Source organism: Tenuibacillus multivorans, assembly GCF_900103915.1.
Lineage (GTDB): Bacteria > Bacillota > Bacilli > Bacillales > Alkalibacillaceae > Tenuibacillus > Tenuibacillus multivorans.
The window spans coordinates 357,891-374,766 of record NZ_FNIG01000003.1 but is presented as its reverse complement, the minus strand read 5'-3'; the positions used below and the strand labels follow the sequence as shown (position 1 = coordinate 374,766).

The 16,876-nt window shown below is 35.7% G+C and carries 23 protein-coding genes and 1 pseudogene; 15 read left to right on the top strand and 9 right to left on the bottom strand.

Translation table 11 applies throughout. The annotated features are described in order from the left end of the window. Positions 1-79: 79 nt before the first annotated feature. From BLP77_RS06880 to BLP77_RS06850, 8 genes are all read left to right on the top strand, one after another. The gene (locus tag BLP77_RS06880) at positions 80-796 is read left to right on the top strand and encodes a hypothetical protein (RefSeq protein ID WP_093856377.1); all 717 of its coding nucleotides are present in this window, start codon (positions 80-82) and stop codon (positions 794-796) included. After that, positions 793-1,542, top strand: a complete 750-nt coding sequence (locus BLP77_RS06875; RefSeq protein WP_093856376.1) for a hypothetical protein — start codon at positions 793-795, stop codon at positions 1,540-1,542. The genes BLP77_RS06880 and BLP77_RS06875 overlap by 4 nt, the downstream gene beginning before the upstream one ends. A gap of 53 nt (positions 1,543-1,595) precedes the next feature. After that, positions 1,596-2,414 (top strand): SAM-dependent methyltransferase, encoded by an 819-nt coding sequence (locus BLP77_RS06870; protein ID WP_245686821.1) that lies wholly within the window; start codon positions 1,596-1,598, stop codon positions 2,412-2,414. Positions 2,415-2,629: 215 nt separating this feature from the next. Continuing rightward, positions 2,630-3,085, top strand: coding sequence for a DinB family protein (locus tag BLP77_RS06865; RefSeq protein WP_093856374.1), 456 nt, complete (start codon positions 2,630-2,632; stop codon positions 3,083-3,085). Between the two features lie 263 nt (positions 3,086-3,348). Beyond that, entirely contained in the window at positions 3,349-3,519 is a 171-nt protein-coding gene (locus tag BLP77_RS16255) for a class I SAM-dependent methyltransferase (protein ID WP_143001407.1), read from the top strand. A gap of 58 nt (positions 3,520-3,577) precedes the next feature. Continuing rightward, entirely contained in the window at positions 3,578-3,859 is a 282-nt protein-coding gene (locus BLP77_RS06860; RefSeq protein ID WP_218118849.1) for a hypothetical protein, read from the top strand. A gap of 32 nt (positions 3,860-3,891) precedes the next feature. After that, positions 3,892-4,425 (top strand): GNAT family N-acetyltransferase, encoded by a 534-nt coding sequence (locus tag BLP77_RS06855; RefSeq protein WP_093856373.1) that lies wholly within the window; start codon positions 3,892-3,894, stop codon positions 4,423-4,425. Between the two features lie 297 nt (positions 4,426-4,722). After that, entirely contained in the window at positions 4,723-5,283 is a 561-nt protein-coding gene (locus BLP77_RS06850) for a hypothetical protein (RefSeq protein ID WP_093856372.1), read from the top strand. Positions 5,284-5,352: 69 nt separating this feature from the next. Here BLP77_RS06850 and BLP77_RS06845 read toward each other — a convergent pair whose 3' ends face one another. From BLP77_RS06845 to BLP77_RS06820, 6 genes are read right to left on the bottom strand one after another with little or no spacing between them, the layout of a single operon-like run. Next, positions 5,353-5,571 carry a spore germination protein gene (locus tag BLP77_RS06845; RefSeq protein ID WP_093856371.1) on the bottom strand — a complete coding sequence of 73 codons (219 nt, stop codon included), beginning with the start codon at positions 5,569-5,571 and terminating at the stop codon, positions 5,353-5,355. Between the two features lie 8 nt (positions 5,572-5,579). Next, on the bottom strand, positions 5,580-5,945 hold the full coding sequence (locus BLP77_RS06840) for a spore germination protein GerPE (RefSeq protein WP_093856370.1): 366 nt from the start codon (positions 5,943-5,945) through the stop codon (positions 5,580-5,582). Positions 5,946-5,952: 7 nt separating this feature from the next. Further along, entirely contained in the window at positions 5,953-6,135 is a 183-nt protein-coding gene (locus BLP77_RS06835) for a spore gernimation protein GerPD (protein WP_093856369.1), read from the bottom strand. Further along, on the bottom strand, positions 6,125-6,715 hold the full coding sequence (gerPC, locus tag BLP77_RS06830; RefSeq protein WP_093856368.1) for a spore germination protein GerPC: 591 nt from the start codon (positions 6,713-6,715) through the stop codon (positions 6,125-6,127). Before gerPC ends, BLP77_RS06835 begins: the two co-directional genes overlap by 11 nt. Positions 6,716-6,761: 46 nt before the next feature. Next, positions 6,762-6,977, bottom strand: a complete 216-nt coding sequence (locus BLP77_RS06825) for a spore germination protein GerPB (RefSeq protein ID WP_093856367.1) — start codon at positions 6,975-6,977, stop codon at positions 6,762-6,764. Positions 6,978-6,990: 13 nt separating this feature from the next. Continuing rightward, the gene (locus BLP77_RS06820; protein ID WP_093856366.1) at positions 6,991-7,194 is read right to left on the bottom strand and encodes a spore germination protein; all 204 of its coding nucleotides are present in this window, start codon (positions 7,192-7,194) and stop codon (positions 6,991-6,993) included. 108 nt (positions 7,195-7,302) lie between these two features. Between BLP77_RS06820 and BLP77_RS06815 the strand changes: the two genes are divergently transcribed. From BLP77_RS06815 to BLP77_RS06800, 4 genes and pseudogenes are all read left to right on the top strand, one after another. Continuing rightward, positions 7,303-8,469, top strand: coding sequence for a DUF418 domain-containing protein (locus BLP77_RS06815; protein WP_093856365.1), 1,167 nt, complete (start codon positions 7,303-7,305; stop codon positions 8,467-8,469). A 2-nt stretch (positions 8,470-8,471) separates the two neighbouring features. Further along, positions 8,472-9,677 (top strand): DUF2157 domain-containing protein, encoded by a 1,206-nt coding sequence (locus BLP77_RS06810; protein ID WP_093856364.1) that lies wholly within the window; start codon positions 8,472-8,474, stop codon positions 9,675-9,677. A 1-nt stretch (position 9,678) separates the two neighbouring features. Beyond that, positions 9,679-10,188 (top strand): GDYXXLXY domain-containing protein, encoded by a 510-nt coding sequence (locus tag BLP77_RS06805; protein ID WP_176752983.1) that lies wholly within the window; start codon positions 9,679-9,681, stop codon positions 10,186-10,188. 32 nt (positions 10,189-10,220) lie between these two features. After that, positions 10,221-10,370, top strand: a pseudogene (locus tag BLP77_RS06800) (IS3 family transposase); the annotation flags it as partial. Positions 10,371-10,488: 118 nt separating this feature from the next. Here the strand turns inward: BLP77_RS06800 and BLP77_RS06795 are convergent. Then, positions 10,489-11,508 carry a S66 family peptidase gene (locus tag BLP77_RS06795; protein ID WP_093856361.1) on the bottom strand — a complete coding sequence of 340 codons (1,020 nt, stop codon included), beginning with the start codon at positions 11,506-11,508 and terminating at the stop codon, positions 10,489-10,491. Positions 11,509-11,707: 199 nt separating this feature from the next. Then, positions 11,708-12,898, bottom strand: a complete 1,191-nt coding sequence (locus BLP77_RS06790) for an ornithine--oxo-acid transaminase (RefSeq protein ID WP_093856360.1) — start codon at positions 12,896-12,898, stop codon at positions 11,708-11,710. A gap of 131 nt (positions 12,899-13,029) precedes the next feature. Here BLP77_RS06790 and BLP77_RS06785 point away from each other — a divergent pair, with 131 nt between their 5' ends. Beyond that, on the top strand, positions 13,030-13,419 hold the full coding sequence (locus BLP77_RS06785; protein WP_093856359.1) for a YisL family protein: 390 nt from the start codon (positions 13,030-13,032) through the stop codon (positions 13,417-13,419). 185 nt (positions 13,420-13,604) lie between these two features. Then, positions 13,605-14,915: an alpha-amylase family glycosyl hydrolase gene (locus tag BLP77_RS06780; protein WP_093856358.1), complete on the top strand. Its 1,311-nt coding sequence runs from the start codon at positions 13,605-13,607 to the stop codon at positions 14,913-14,915. Positions 14,916-14,959: 44 nt separating this feature from the next. On the opposite strand, the gene BLP77_RS06775 is transcribed toward BLP77_RS06780, so the two are convergent. Continuing rightward, on the bottom strand, positions 14,960-15,820 hold the full coding sequence (locus BLP77_RS06775) for a DegV family protein (RefSeq protein WP_093856357.1): 861 nt from the start codon (positions 15,818-15,820) through the stop codon (positions 14,960-14,962). A gap of 146 nt (positions 15,821-15,966) precedes the next feature. Here BLP77_RS06775 and BLP77_RS06770 point away from each other — a divergent pair, with 146 nt between their 5' ends. Further along, a complete protein-coding gene (locus tag BLP77_RS06770) occupies positions 15,967-16,821 on the top strand; it encodes a YitT family protein (protein ID WP_093856356.1) in 855 nt (284 codons plus the stop codon). The last annotated feature ends 55 nt before the right edge of the window (positions 16,822-16,876 follow it).

Below are 16,876 nucleotides of genomic sequence, written 5' to 3'. Positions count from 1 at the left end.
TTTAATAGATGATTCGGAATGATTTATATATCATGTATAATGAATAAAGAAGTTAACTACGGGAGATTGGAATGATTTTTTGGAACATATAAATCTCATTGGGGTTATTTCCAATATAGTGGCATGGTTAATCACTGCCATTCTATTCGTTTATTTTTATAGAAAAAGAGAAGTTAATTCAAAATTATGGAAAGCTTTACTGGTTTTACTTATTGGACTATTCTCATTCACTATCAATTGGCAAATGTTTGGAAAAATGATAAGTTTCCCTATTTTGCCGCTAGGTGTATGGCTTGTATTACTCTACTGTTCCTGGACAAATAGGAAAGAACGTTGGCAAGTCTATCGGCCGTTTGCTTGGATAGGTTTTTCTTTTAATTTTATTTTACTTATTATGACTTTAATATCCGCACCAATACAGGAGGCAGTATATCCTTCAAATGACCCGCGTACCTATATAGCTGATGTAGATCATGCACAAATTGTAAATCTTCATCCATCCGCCCAAGACCAAGTCTTGCAAATAGATCTTTTGCAAAATGGACTTAATCAATGGAGTGACGCATCGTTGGGTGGCTTTGAATGGTATTACGAGATGGATAAAAATAATTCTAAGGAGGTTGTGAAAGAAGGATTTCCTTATCAACTAGTTGGTGCAAAAGCTATGTGGGGAAGTGGTCTACAATCGATCATTTATATCGAGGAAGATGGAAAGGGACTTTTAATAACAACCCCAGAAAAGCAATACTACTTTCGACTTGATCAATCGCTATTTAAGGAGAGGAAGACCTCATGACTAGAAAAAAGATTTATATATTAGTCGGCATTATACTGGTTGGGGTGCTATTATTTGGTGTTTACTGGTTTTATTTTGCCAATCCTAAGGCGTTTCTATCTGACGACAAGGTCGTTCAGGAGCTTAATGAATTGAATGACGGAGCTAGTGTCGAAACCGCGTTGGATACAATGTTTGTCGACGAAGAACATGTTGTTGTACCATTTGTTAACCAAAATAATCAATATGGATTAAGCTATTGGGTGTGGCGACATCATAGATGGAAGCCAATAAAAGTCGATGAATCAGGAGAACCGATGATTTGGAGAATTAACCAAACAGATCCATCAACCTACCATATCGTGTGGAACATACATCCGGATGACAAACTTGGATCAACGAAGTTTTATCTATTAAGAGAGCGAAACTACCAAATCACGTATGGGGAGCATCACTACACGCCTCAAATACAAATGGAGAAAAGCGTCTCAATTCAAAATAATCCATATGGCGTCATGCAGCTTCCGAATGAATGGGCTACGATTATGTCTGAAATTGGAGAAGTCAATGAAGCTAAACAATCCCCGGCCTTTTTTCATGATATGTTTCCAGATCCATCGCTATATATAGGATGGATTCCTTATGATCAAAATGGAGATGAAAAGTTTCCAGAGCATTCGGTTAATGGATCCTCGTATCATTATGGTGATATTAATGTTGATTTTGTACGGATTTTGAATGAAGTGGATCTTGAGAGAGTACAGTAGATACTTAGAGTAATAGATGTGTTAAGTTATTATTTGGGGGTGCAAAAATAATATTGGTTAAATTAAACAACAAAACAAAAACTTTTTTATCCGAATATAATCTCTACGAAACGGATGAAATACAGCAGGTACAGTTACAACACCGTCTAGATTTAGTGGGGGAATTTGGGATCAAGGAAGGGATGTCCGTATTAGAAATTGGCTGCGGACAGGGTGACACTACCGTAGCAATAGCAGACGCAGTAGGCAAAAATGGTAAAGTAATTGGCATTGATATTGCTAGTCGCGAATATGGAGCTCCGTTGACGTTAGGGCAGGCAACAGACAGAATAAAGAATTACAGATTGGGAGAACGTGTGACATTTCATTTTGGCGTGGATTTTAAGACATTTGAATCTAGAGATAAATATGATGTGGCAGTGTTATCTCATAGTTCCTGGTACTTTAAAAGACCTGAGGATTTACTGAGTTATTTCAAGAAATTACGTCGAATGACGAAATACATATGTATCGCAGAGTGGGACCTATACTTTACTCACATATCACAACGTGCCCATTTTTGTGCAGCTTCGATTCTTGCCTTGTACTCGAATTATGTAAATAATGATGGAAATATACAAAACTTGTTCCATAAAACCCAAGTTATAGAGTTACTTGAAATGTCAGGTTTTCAAATCGCAAAACAAGAAGTGGTCGATGCAACTTATCTACAGGACGCACAGTGGGAAAAGAGTTACGCCAATAGTATTCGTCATGAGTTCGCTAATGTATCAGCTATGATACAAACACTGGTTAGCAGCTACTATGCTCTAATGAATGTATCAAATGAAAATGAGCATTCATTAAATAGTTTCATTTTATGTGCAAAGTGATTTGATAATATAAGTTTCAGCAGTCTTAATACGAACCCCGAAGGAACAACAGAAGTGGAGAAATAATGGAATATATGTGGCCTAATTAGAGATGAAAAGTAGAGGAGACTGAAAGCAAGTCAATCTATATGTAAAATAAAGGATTTAATAAAAAGTTGTCGAAAATCATTAAGTAAGAGAAATTAGGTAAGCCCGTATTAGAAGGAGGTAAAAATATGAATGTTAAAGATGTATTAGTAGCTCAATTAAACGCCAATCTTGAAAACACATGGTTTGTTGCCCTACTTAATTCAATTGAAGGACTTACAGAAGAACAAGCCCAATGGAAACCGGATGACACTGCTCATTCTATTTCTGAAATTGTTAATCACTTAATCTTTTATAATCAACGCTATCTAAATCGTTTTAATAACGTACCAAATCCTAAGAACGAAGACAGCAATACATTTAAAAATAGGGATGGAATGAATTGGAACGATAAGGTTAAACGAATCTATGACATTATGGCTGAATGGAAGAACACTGTTGAAGAGGCTGAACCTATAAATCTCGAAAAAATGGTAGCTGAGATTGCTCATCTTACTCTCCACACCACTTATCATACGGGTCAAATAATATATATTAGAAAATTGCAGGACAATTGGGACTCTAAAGACGGTGTAAGTGGATAAAATACTTGTTGAAAGTAGGATCACGATATTGATTTTTTGGATTATAAATTAATGAGAGTGCTTTTATATACTTAAGGAACTTGGATTAAATTTCAAGTTCCTTTTTTTACATAGAATCCTTATAGTTTATGTGATATGATTTAATTATCAATAATTTCCAAAAATTCTTATTATGGTGGGAAGTAGCATATGAAAATCACAGATTTTTCGAAAATAGCTGACCGATACGATGAAAATCAGTATAGAAACAATGTGACCATGATTTGGAAGCACTTTTAAATAGCACTCAACTATCAGAGTATAACGTACTAGATTTATCTTGTGGCACAGGTCTTTATTTACAAAAGCAAATGCACTATTTCGACTTGTTTAATATTAACTGGCATGGCCTTGATAAATCAGAAGAGATGCTAAATAAGGCAAAAGAGAGCTAGAATGAAGTGAAAAGAAAGAAGGTTGGTGAATAGTGTTTAAAAATATAGGAGGATTATTTTGGATTACTATAACGAATACTATAATCAATACTTAAATGAGCAAGGGAATGAGAAGATCAAAAATCAGAAAAACTTTAGTGGAAATAGGAATTACTACGATGATGATGTGGTATCGATTGGAACATGGATTCTAATTTTAATTTTAACAGCTATACCATTTATAAATATAATTGCCTTATTAGTATTGGCTTTTGGAAGTCATAATGAGAATCTTAAAAACTATGCTAAGGCGGTATTAATTTTAATGGTGATAGTAATATTGCTTAGTATATTTTTTTAGAAGTAATTGAACTTATAGGGGGATAAAAAATAGTGATTTTACAATTTGATCAAGACGTTTTTAAAATTAGACAGGCAATGGAGAAGGACTTAGATAGCGTTTTACAATTATTACGCCAAGCTGCTATATGGTTGCAATCTAAAGGTACAGATCAATGGAGTTATTATATATCGGATTTAGAAGGAGAGAAACCTGAAGTACTTGAATCGATTAAAAACAATAGTACATATATTCTAGAAAAAGAGGAAGAAGTCATAGCCAGCATAACACTAGAGGAACACCCTATTGAATGGGATCGACTAGTTTGGGAGGAAAAAGCGAATGAACCTGGCATGGTCTACTTACACCGAATTGTAGTCAACCGAGAATATGCGGGTAAAGATATCGGTATTCAACTAATAGATTGGGCTAAAGATTTTGTGCAAGAAAAAGGTAAAAAGTGTATCCGCTTTGATTGTTTAGCAAGTAATCAAGGGTTAAACGATTATTATCAAAGAAAATATGAACGTAACGCCATTGTGACTGTGTATGGTGGTCAACATAGTAGATACGAGATTATAGTTTAATAAGGAATGGAACTTGGATAAGCCAAGTTCCATACTTTAAACAACCTTATTGACAATTCGTTTGATCAATTGTTCATTTGAATCGATATTAACTTTTTCACTCAAACGTTTGTTTAGTTTAAGATATTTGGGAATGATTTTTTCTATCGTTTGCATTATTTTTTCCGAATCTCGATTACAGTCCCAGCTTGCTAAAAGGCTATGAATGAGATGTCACTTGTTATATTGTTATTAATCTTAAACACAAATGAATATAATATGGTATTTATATAGTATTTTAATTTGGAGGACTTTTTAATGAAAAAGTATTTACTTTTTGTTGTGTTGTTTCTATTAGTCAGTTGTGGTCAAGAATCGAGTGGAACGGCAGACATTAGTGAAAAGATAAATGAATACTTAGGGGTTACGCCTTATTTGCCTGAGACAGAATATCCGATTGGACATGTCCATATTGAATATAGCCCAAAATTTCAAGATGGAAAAGTTACTAGAGGTGACCCATTCAAGGCGACCATTGAATATAATCTTTCTCAAGATGAAAGAGCGGATGAAACATTCAAGGAAGCATGGGAAGCAAGGGACCAATTTAGAGAAATTATTTACGGTGAATTATATGAGGACCAGTCTGCTATTGTAATGAATGTTTATAATGGGGGTCCAGGAAATTTACAGGGTGCAGATGTTATTGAAATCGACGGTCATGAGGTTCAATACCAACATATTCAAAGAGATTTAGAGGTAGTTGTCATGCTGATAAGTATTAAGGGAATCGGTTATGAAATTCAATATTTGACTGAAGAGAATGATATCGAAGAAGAAGCAAAAGCGTTTGCAAAAGAAATAATAAATAATAACTAAATATAATGGCCAGTTATTTTCCTCAGAATAACAAAAACTCTCACTTTGAATAGAGTGAGAGTTTTTACGCTATGCATTTCTTGAAATGATTTGGTCATACAAATCAGAATCAAAGGGGTTTGTTGAGCTAACTAAATTATTTGTATTGATAAAGTCACCTGTGTTTAATGAACCAGATCCAGAGTTAGTTTTGGCTGAGCTTTTAGGAGCGATATAAAAAGCATCCCCAAAGTTTACCGTACCCCCACCAACACTGTTTATTTTTAATGGGCCGACTATGGAAGGCATTTTTTCACCTACCTATCATTTTGAATAATTCGTTTGTGTTTTAAGATACTTATGGCTTTACCGTGGTTAAAAGACCCGATATGAATGATTCCACTACCTGTTACACCGTTACTGATTAAAGAATTAACCCTAATAGAATTATTGTTATGACGTGTGACTTTGGTATCTGATTTAGCTAAAAAATTAGGGAGCGGTTCGGATAATATGGTATCATTATCCTTAAAATAGTCGTATTCATCGATGAATATTGGCCTTTCCTTTTGGACAGCGTGCGCAATTGAAAAAGGATATAAACCGACGCTGTCACCGACTTGAAACACCGCACTAAATTCCATGGAATTTAAATAGACTGATTTAACCTTACTATCACGCATGAGGTCATCACCCTGTAACCCTTGCGAATGGGAAGATTCCTTCATAGACATAAGCTTCAGGTGGTGTATCATATCGGGAGGCAAGTTGTAAGTGTTCGACATCGCCTACAATAAACATGGAGGATGTTGATACACCGTTTACTTCAACTCTACCAACTTCTAATTCATCATTAAATATATTAACTTCCATCGTTATTCTCCTTCACTTTATTTAAATACATATGAATGCCTTGAGATATTTCTTTTTTAATATGATTAATTAACATTGGAACTTGGTCACGATCAACAATGACTCTTCCATCCTGTTGCATTTTTGAAGTGTGTTCTTTAATTCGATTTGGTAGTTGTTTTTTTATATCTTGAACCAACACGGTTTTCCATTCTTGACTCACGTTCATATCTTGTTCTGCAGCAAATTGATCGATTATTTGAGGTACATCTTTGTTTATATACGGCTGCAATTGATTAAAAATTTGTTGTTCCATAGGAGTGATCGTTGGTTCATTTGTATTTTCTTTAGGTAAATCCATTTGTTCAAAAGGGAGATCTTGCTGAGGAGTTAAACCTATGTTTAGCGTGCCTTCGAGCGTTTCAATTTTGAGTTGTTCAAAATTATACTCAACACGCTCAACGGATGAATTTGAAGCTTGGTTTTGCTGTTCCATGATCCGATCTATTTTTTGATTTAATTCGTTAATTAGACTGGTTTGTTGATTGATTTTTTGTTCGAGGTAGGCTAAATGTTGCCAGACCGTATTATGATCATCCATGCCAACTCCTCCTTATTCACCTTATTATATTTTATGAAGCCATTTTTTAATTAGTGAATGGGATGGCAGGTAAACTTATAATGGATTCATCTTCACCAGGTGCTTCAGCTTCTTCAGCTGGCTCAGTATAGCCACCTGTGTTATAAATATTAGAAACAGATTGGATTGAACCCGAACTACCTACTTGAAGGACGGAAGAGTTTGAAATAGCTTCGACTTTTAAAAAATTAATATAAATTTGTTGGTGAATAGTTAAGCACAATTGATTCACCCCATTAATAATCTATTTGATCTTGATCAAAAACAATTGTATCTGAATAATCAAGCTGGACTCTTATTCCATCACCAGTGTTAAAAGAGCCTCCACCAGCATAAGTCTTAGCTGTACTAATTGGTTGAATATAATAGGTATCACCAATATGAAAGACTGCTGATGATGATACAGCATTAACTTTGATAGCACCGACAAATGCAGGCATATATATAACTCCTTTCACCCTAATATATGAACTGAAAGGTTCATGTGTTATCAGTAATTTCAGTCCTTTTGTATAGTGTTATAATGGTTCAAAAGAGAGGTGGTCATTATGAATCCGGGAAGTCCAGTAAAAAGTCGAGTAAAGGCAATCGACGCAATCAGGGGCCTAGCACTATTAGGAATTTTATTGGTTAATCTATTATCATTTCATTCTCCACACTTTATGTACGGTGGAATGGAAGGCTTTTATAGTGGTTCAATCGAACACGTGTTATTAGCATCGATAGATATGTTTGTACAAGCTAGTTTTTATCCATTGTTTTCGTTATTATTTGGCTTAGGTATTTATATGATGTTTGAACGGTTGCAACAAAAGCGTCTGAATCCTAAACCAATTCTGTTAAGACGGATGTTTGTTTTAATGGGATTTGGTCTTTTACATGGTATTTTTATATGGTATGGTGACATCTTACTGACCTACAGTGTTATAGGATTAATTAGTCTTTTATTCATAAGCAAAAGCGCAATGTCATTAATGAAATGGGCATTTAACCTTTTATTAATACCTGCAGTATTGATGACGCTTTTAATGTTCTTAGTTCGGGAATATTCGGTAAGTATGAATTCACAGTTAATTCAACAAGCTATGCTTGGCTATTCAGGGAATTTGGAATCCGTCATGAGTCAAAATTTCTTTGATTGGTTGAATATGAATCATCCATTACAATGGTTGTTTATGATTTTATCGATACTACCGATGTTTTTATTGGGCATCATGATTAAAAAACGTGGCTGGATCGATGAAACACAAAAGAATAATAGTGAGATCAAGAAGTGGCTACTAGGTTCTTTTGTCGTATTTATACTATTTAAAATAGCACCATATTTGTTTGGAATGCCGACATGGTTTGACTATGCCCAAGATGCGATCGGTGGTTCTTTTTCAAGTATTTTCTATTTTTTAGTTTTATTAGTTATATTTAAAAGCAGGAATTTTTCAGCTGTCGAAAGAATATTATCAAATGTTGGTAAATTATCCTTGACCAATTATGTGATGCAATCTTTAATAGGTACTACTCTATTTTATGGCATTGGGTTTAACTTGTATGGTGAATTAAATTTGGTCACATTAATGGTGATTGGCATGGCGATTTTTGGATTACAAATTATATTTAGTCAGTGGTACGTTAAACGTTTTTATTTTGGACCATTAGAATGGGTTTATCGAACCCTTACATATAATAGGGTTCAACCAATGGTCAAAAAGGATGATTAAAAATGAAACGCATTAAATTAATAGAGGAATCTAAACAATGGGTAGAAGATGGGATCATTAGCCAGGAACAAAGAGATCAAATTATAAACCGCTATGAAGAAAAGGATCAACTTTCTTTAATATTCTTTTTTTCAGCTTTATTAATTGGATTAGCTTGTTTAACATTTGTAGCAGCAAATTGGCAAATGATTCCGGACACTTTTCGAATGATTATTATTATATCCTTCCTCATTGGGTTTTACGGGATAGGTGAGTTGTTTCACCGCAGAGAACATTATACTTATAGTGTGTTTTGTTATGTTGTCGCCTTGGCCATTTTTGGTTCAGGAATTTTTCTGACCGGACAGATGTATCATTATAGTATGAATAATGTGTTTGCCTTTATCGTATGGGGAATAGCGGCTTATTTATTATATTTGAGCCGGCCGCACACGTTTATATTATTTACAGGTCTTGTCATCGTGTCAGTTGGGCAAATCTACGGACTAATTAATATGCATGATTTTGATTGGTTATTGTTTGGTATTTTTATGGTTGGATATGGAGCGATTGTATTTATCAAAAAGCAATCATCCATAGCCTGGCTTTTTGCGATTGCTTATATGGTTCAGCTAATTGGATACTCGTTAGAACATATAGATGATTATTATTGGTTAATGATTTTTGGTTTAGTCTTATATGTTATAGGTACTTATGTGAAAGATTATAATATTAGTCGGCCGTTTCAATCGGTATCACTGACATTTATGTTTGTCTTAACGATCATTCAGTCCTTTATCTATGATTTTGCATATGCAAGAGACGAGTTTAGTTCTCATTTTATGTTTTATATCATCTTAACTATTCTTTTAGGTTTAGCTATATATTTGACTTTGAAAAATGAGCATCGCTACAAGTTATATCAATTGGTGTTGTTTTTTCCGGTTTTTATCCTCGTTGAAATAGCGTCCTTTCTAGCCTATGTGGTGTTATTTCTATTTTCGGTAAGTAAAATACTTGAAGGCTATCATGAAATAGACCGGAGAACCGTGCGTCTAGGAACGGGAGCGTTCTTAGTCAGTACGTTTATTGTCTATCTGCAATTAGCTTGGGATTTTCTTGACAAGTCATTATTCTTCTTGGTCGGTGGGATCATTCTATTTCTGATTGGCTTCTTTTTGGAGAGACACCGTAAAGAGTTCGTCAGCCAGAAACGAGAGGATGTGTGAAATGAGAAAAAAGTTATTTGTAATTGTTGTCACACTCCAAGTGGTCTTTTTAGTGGGAATGGCTGGATTAAACTACTTTTTTGAAGAGTTTAGTCAGATTATTCAGCTTGAAACAGAGCCATACGACCCTCGAGATGTGTTTTATGGGGATTATGTTCACTTAAATTACACGGCTGAAAGCATCCGACCAGAAAATTGGTTTGCAAGTGAGGATGTCAAACCGAATCAGGTTATATATGTATTGTTAAAACCCGATGAGCGAGGGATTTATCGTGTGAAAGCTGCTTCAGATAAAAAAATGGACCCTAATGAAGACGAAGCGGTGATTAGAGCACGTTATTTAAATCAAGAATTTGAGGATGCTTATCGCGTGAATTATGGATTAAGTCGTTATTACATCGAAGAGGGTACAGGAGAAAAGTTCGACACGACTAATGATAAAATGATCGTTACCATCGCACTATCTCCATGGGGTCAGAAAAAGATTTTGGAAGTTGAGGAGATGAAATGATTCAAGCGATAGAGGAGAAATGAATTTATGTATATTACGGGGAACACTTGGTTTCTTATACTGAATTAAAGAAGGAAATCGAGAGGTACATCGATTATTACAATCACGAACGCATAAAAGAAAAATTGGCTGGTTTAAGTCCAGTGGAATACCGAACTCAAACCAGCTACACAGTTGCATAATCAAAACTCTAACTTTTGGGGTTCACTACCAAATTGTAATCAATGCTCAACTTATAAAACATTTTTAATGTTTATACACCTAACTCAACTACTTAGGGAATTCTCCTGTTATTTTTTATTATTCATAAAAATATTGTAGAACAGATCCTTTATTATCATGTGTTTCAACTTCAGCATAAGCGCCATTGATGAGTGTTATTTGTGGTGGCTGATGACCACAATCGATGTCGTATATAATCGGAACTCCAAGGTCATTTTCAAGTTCTTGATAAATATCTTCCGCAGTGTAACCATCAACAGTCGTGTTAGCTTCACTTCTACCAAATAAGATTCCTGAACAATGATCAAACCAACCAGCTAATTTCATTTGTACGAGGGATCTACGAAGGTCAGTTGTTGTTAATTCACAGTTTTCGAAGAACCAGATGATTGATTCATTTTCATTTAGATAATTCTTCCTAAAGCTTTCAACATTGCCAAATGGTGTTCCTACTAAATGATGTACAGTATCAATGCAGCCCCCGAGTAAACGTCCTTGAAACGTCACTCTTTGATTGGACGTTGTTTTCCATTCAGTTGCCTCAGTCAAATGAAAGATATGTGGTGTAGGATTACCAAATTGCCACTCTTTTTGGAACTTTTCTGAAGAACGTTGGAGAATCGATTCACCTTTTTTCGTAGATAAAACCGATTGCCACATCGCTGTTGTTTCATCTGAATATTCTCCTCTTAAGTTTACTAAATTAGTTCCGTGAGCTGTAGCAATGCCAGTCTGTAGAGTAATCGCTAGTAATAATAGACTCACATCAGAATAACCTAAAATCCATTTGTTTTGTATTTGATTGAAATCAATGTGTTCAAGGGTTTCAATTAATAATTCCCCACCCCACGGCGGGATAATGATATCAATATCGGGGTTTTGCATCATTTGATTAAATTCTTCCGCTCTAACTTTAGCAGGTGCTGATTTAGCCTTTCCCTGTGTCCAAACTGTATCACCACAAGTAACGTGAAACCCTTTTGACTCCATTTGATTACAAGCGTCTTTTAAGATGGTATGCAGTTCTTTTGGAACACCTGACGATGGAGCGGTGACACCAATGGTTGCTTTTTCTTTTAGAAATGGATATTTAATCATTTTGATTCACCTTACTTTATTTCAATTATCGCATGAATAGTTCAAATATTATAATTAATATAATTCAAATAGTCAATACAAATTGAGAAATTTGATTGAAGTAAATGTATTTATTATTAGGGTTCAGGTGTCTAGTATTATATTTCCAATTAAAGAATAAAATGGGTCAAACTTTAAAGCTTGACCCATTTAGACAACCTTACAAAACTTCTCTAATTTTTTCAATTGCCCACGTGAGATCTTCTTTATCAATAATCAGTGGTGGAGCGAAACGGATAACGTTTTCGTGTGTTTCTTTACAAAGCAATCCTTTTTCCTTTAACTGTTCACAATATGGGCGAGCTGCTTCTGTTAATTCAACGCCGATAAATAATCCTTTACCGCGAATTTTCTTAATAACCGGGTTATCAATTGTTTTTAATTCATTTAACATATATTCACCTAGTTCAAGTGAACGTTCAGCTAATTTTTCATCAATTAATACATCTAACGCTGCTACGGAGACGGCACAAGCTAATGGGTTTCCACCGAATGTTGAACCGTGTGAACCGGGGTTGAAGACACCTAAGATATCTTCATTAGCCACCACACATGAGATTGGAAATACGCCCCCGCCTAGTGCTTTACCTAAGATTAGGACGTCTGGCTCAACATTTTCCCAATCACAAGCGAACATTTTACCTGTACGCGCTAGCCCAGCTTGGATTTCATCTGCCATATATAATACGTTATTTTCTTTACACACCTCATATGCTTCTTTAAGGAAGCCTTCAGGTGGCATGACGATACCAGCTTCGCCTTGAATTGGCTCAAATAAGAAAGCCGCAGTATTTTCGGTAATGGCTTCTTTTAAGGCGTCGACATCACCATACGGAATCGTTTTGATTCCAGGTAATAATGGACCGAAACCACGTTGGTATTCTTCCTCAGATGATAAAGATACGGCAGTCATCGTACGGCCATGGAAGTTTCCTTCACAGGCAATGATTTCAGCTTTGCCATCAGCTACACCTTTAACATCATACGCCCAGCGACGTGCAGCTTTAATGGCTGTTTCAACTGCTTCAGCACCTGTATTCATAGGTAATGCCATTTCTTTATTTGTAAGTTTACAAATCTTTTCATACCAAGGCCCTAGCTGATCGTTATGAAAAGCACGAGAAGTTAACGTTACGCGGTCAGCTTGATCGTTAAGTGCCTGGATAATCTTTGGGTGACGGTGCCCTTGGTTAACAGCGGAGTAGGCACTTAACATATCTAAGTATCGATTGCCTTCAGGGTCTTCCACCCATATGCCGTCCGCTTTATGAACGACAATTGGCAATGGTACATAGTTTTTTGCTCCATATTTGTCTGTTTGTTGCATAATTGATTGACTATCTTTTGTCATGATATCCCTCCAAAATGAAATCGCTATCAATTATTATACCTGTTTGTATAATTTGTTTCAAAGTTGTCAATAAATTAATCGCACTTTATAATCAAAAATGATAGGATAGGGGTAAAAGGAGGAAAAGATTAATGGATGCATTATACTATAATACACATTTACATATTACAACTTGGGTAGTTGGAATCATTTTATTTCTAGTTGTACTTGCTTTACTGAAACAATCAAATGAAAAAGCTGCCAAGATTACACATATGATTCTACGTCTATTTTATATTTTAATTATCGTCTCAGGTGCGATTTTATTCTTCAGTAATTATATTGATACATCAGGTGGCACTTTTGCAGAATCTATTGTTAAATCCCTAGCCGGAATTTGGTTAGTCGCTGCAATGGAAATGATATTAGCCCGTGTTAAGAAGGGACAATCATCTTTTGCTGGCTGGCTACAGTTTGCGTTAGCTTTAATTTTAGTATTAGCGCTTGGATTTGGTCGATTACCATTAGGAATATTGCCATAATAAACGAAAAGTCCCTCCTAAGGGGCTTTTTGTATGTTTATTAGATAAGGTTTTTCTCGAGAAGAATGAATTTCTCTCAATACGGATAAATTTGTTCTCGAATAAAATGATATTCTTCTTGAAAACATGAACTGGGTTCCACAATTCTAGACTAGATATTTTGTTACGAAAGTGAGTGAGCACCATTGAAATTAAAAAGCATACTATTCGCGATCACTCTCGTCATGGTCTTACCAACGATGGTCCAAGCTGATGAAGGTGAAAATGTTTATTATTATATCTTAGTTGATCGATTTGAAAGCGGGGATATAGATCAAGTAGGTGTTAATTTAGATGATCCCGAAGGCTTTCATGGAGGAGATTTTCAAGGTATTGAAAACCGAATCGATCATTTGGCCACATTAGGTGTGACACATATTATTTTATCACCCGTTTTTCAAACGAATGATTATACGGGGGTTAATGTCACATCCTATGAAAAAATCCAAGAAACATTCGGTACAAAAGAAGATCTGTCACAACTAATTCAGTCTTTAAACGACCAAAATATGGAAGTTCTTTTACATTTTCCGATAACAGATAACTTGACAGAAGACGAAATGATCAATCATCTTCAGGCTTGGAAAGATGGGCTACCGATTAGTGGATATTATTTTTCAGACTTAGATAAACAACCTGACGCTACTTGGCAACGCATTATAGATGAAGTCGATAGTTGGTTCATGACCGAAGTGACTAACAATCCAGAAAAATGGATTCAACTAGGTTTTGATCGAGTGGTCGATCGAAGTGTACGAGATGAGGCGGTCAACTTCCTTAAAGACTTTGATCAACCATTAGAGCCGTTACTTAATGCAACAGATTGGAGTAATGGGCAAATCGTCCAATCCATGGATCTTTATGATACTGACCGGTTTACACATAGCTTTGCAGCAACAGGTAGTCACCCCATTACGCATTGGAAGTTAGCGATAACCTATTTAATGACAACAGCAAATGAGCCACTTTTTTATCAAGGTACGGAAATTCCGTTAGATGGTGTGACAGAAGATTTGTCACACCATCAGACGGTGAACTTCCTAGCGGGTGATGATCAGCTCATTCGCCATATTGAAAAAATCTCAAATGCTTATGATGATTTACCATCTCTTGCTAAAGGTGAATTCGAATTGTTACATGCTGACGATGGTTATTTAGTGTTTAAACGAACCTATAAAGATGAAACGACTATCGTCGCGATTAATAACAGTTCATCTTTACAAAAAGTAGATATCGAATTGGAACCCGGTCTGGAGCTACGGGGCCTTTTAATTGATGACCTTGTTCGTGAAAAGGAGGAAGGTATCTACACCGTAGCTGCCGAACGTGAATCATCCAACATTTTTATGGTTCAGAATAGTACTGGTATTTACTGGCCGTTAATATTAATCTTCGGTGGAATCATGGCTATTTTCGTCACCTTTACGCTTGTGATGTATCGAAAAAATAAAAAATAACGTATTAAAAAGCTGTATAAAAGGGTAAAACCCTAATATACAGCTTATTTTTTGACTTTATTCAAGAAAAATAAAGCTATGGTTCCGGGACCAGCGTGTGCGCCGATCGCTGATCCAATGGTATGGATGATAACATCTTTTGGACTGAGCTCTTCTTGAATTAGATTTTTAAGTTTGCTGGCGTTTTCTTCATCATCGCCATGGGTAATCGCAATGGTTTGGTTTTGAAAATCTTCGCCGCGCTCTTTCATAACATCGACCATGCGACGTAAAACTTTTTTCGAACCACGGATTTTCTCAAGTGGAACCAGTTTTCCATCGTCGACATGTAAAAGTGGCTTAATTTTTAATAGGCTTCCAACAAACGCTTGTGCTTTACTGACACGACCACCTCGCTGTAAATATTCAAGGTCGTCAACCGTAAAGATGTGTTCCATATTATTCACATAATGGTTTGCCAAGTCTAAAATGTCTTGAACATCTGCATTGTCTTGGGCAAGTTGTGCGGCGTGATAGGCGATCAACCCACAGCCCAATGATGCAGCTCTTGTGTCAATACAATAAATATCCGCTTCAGGCAACTCTTCTAAGACTTGGTCTTTGGCAATGACAGCGCTCTGATAAGTACCGGATAATTCTGATGAGAAGGCAAGATAAATAATAGCCTTACCTTGCTCAGCGTGTTTCTTAAAGACGTTGTAAAAAGATTCCGGTGTAGCCTGAGCGGTCTTAGGACTTTTACCTTCACGCATGGCATCGTACACCATTTTGGGTTCAATTGTTTCGCCATCTAAGTAGTCCTGATCATCTAAATGGACAATCAATGGAACGCTTTCTAATTGATAATCTTCTAGGATGCTTTTTGGTAAATCTGAGGCTGAATCAATTACAATTTGAACATTCATGGATTTCCTCCTATTATTAAAAAATATAGTATGATATATGTAGGAATCATTTAGGTTATTTTTGTCAATATTAAGTATTTTCTTTATATTAGTTTATCTGTCTCAAGCTAAAACGTCAATGAAATCTTCAGGGGGTCGCTGTCGCTATGTTTATATTTGAGGTAAAACGATTCATCATCGTCATCATTGGAGCAATCTTTAATGCACTTGCGTTAAATTTTTTCTTAATTGAAGCGAATGTTTATGCAAGTGGGTTTACCGGTGTTGCCCAAATGATGTCGAGTATTTTTCAGGATTTTTTAAATATAGATTTAAGTACGGGTATTCTATTGTTCTTGTTAAATATCCCCGTGGCTATTCTTGGGTGGCTTAAAGTTGGTAAAGGGTTCACAGTATATAGTGCCATTTCAGTTGCGGTTACAACCTTTTTCTTAGAGACGATTCCACTTATGAATTTAGCAGATGATATTTTGCTAAACGCGGTATTTGGTGGAATTTTAGCGGGTATAGGTGTTGGAATCACCTTGAAATGGGGGGCATCGACTGGCGGGATGGACATCATCGCGATGGTGTTATCACGTCTAAAGGATCGCCCGATTGGCATTTATTTTTTAATCCTAAATAGTCTCATTATCTTCCTTGCAGGTTGGTTATACGAACCAGAAAAGGCGTTATATACTTTAGTGACGTTATATGTAACGACACGTGTCATTGATGCTATTCATACGCGCCATGAAAAGCTGACAGCGATGATTATCACATCAAAAGGCGATGCCTTGACGAAGGCGATACATTCGACCATGGTCCGTGGTATTACGAGTGTGCCCGCAAAAGGAGTTTTCTCGAATGAAGCGCGAGAAATGTTAATGATCGTCATCACCCGTTATGAATTGTATGATTTGCAGCAAATTATTAAAGAAGTTGATCCAAATGCGTTTGCAAATATCGTACAGACAACCGGTATTTTTGGTTTCTTTAGAAAAGATGATGAGAAGTTGTAACCTTAAAAAATATTAAACGACTATATAGTTAAAGCTAATTTTACAAACAAATGAA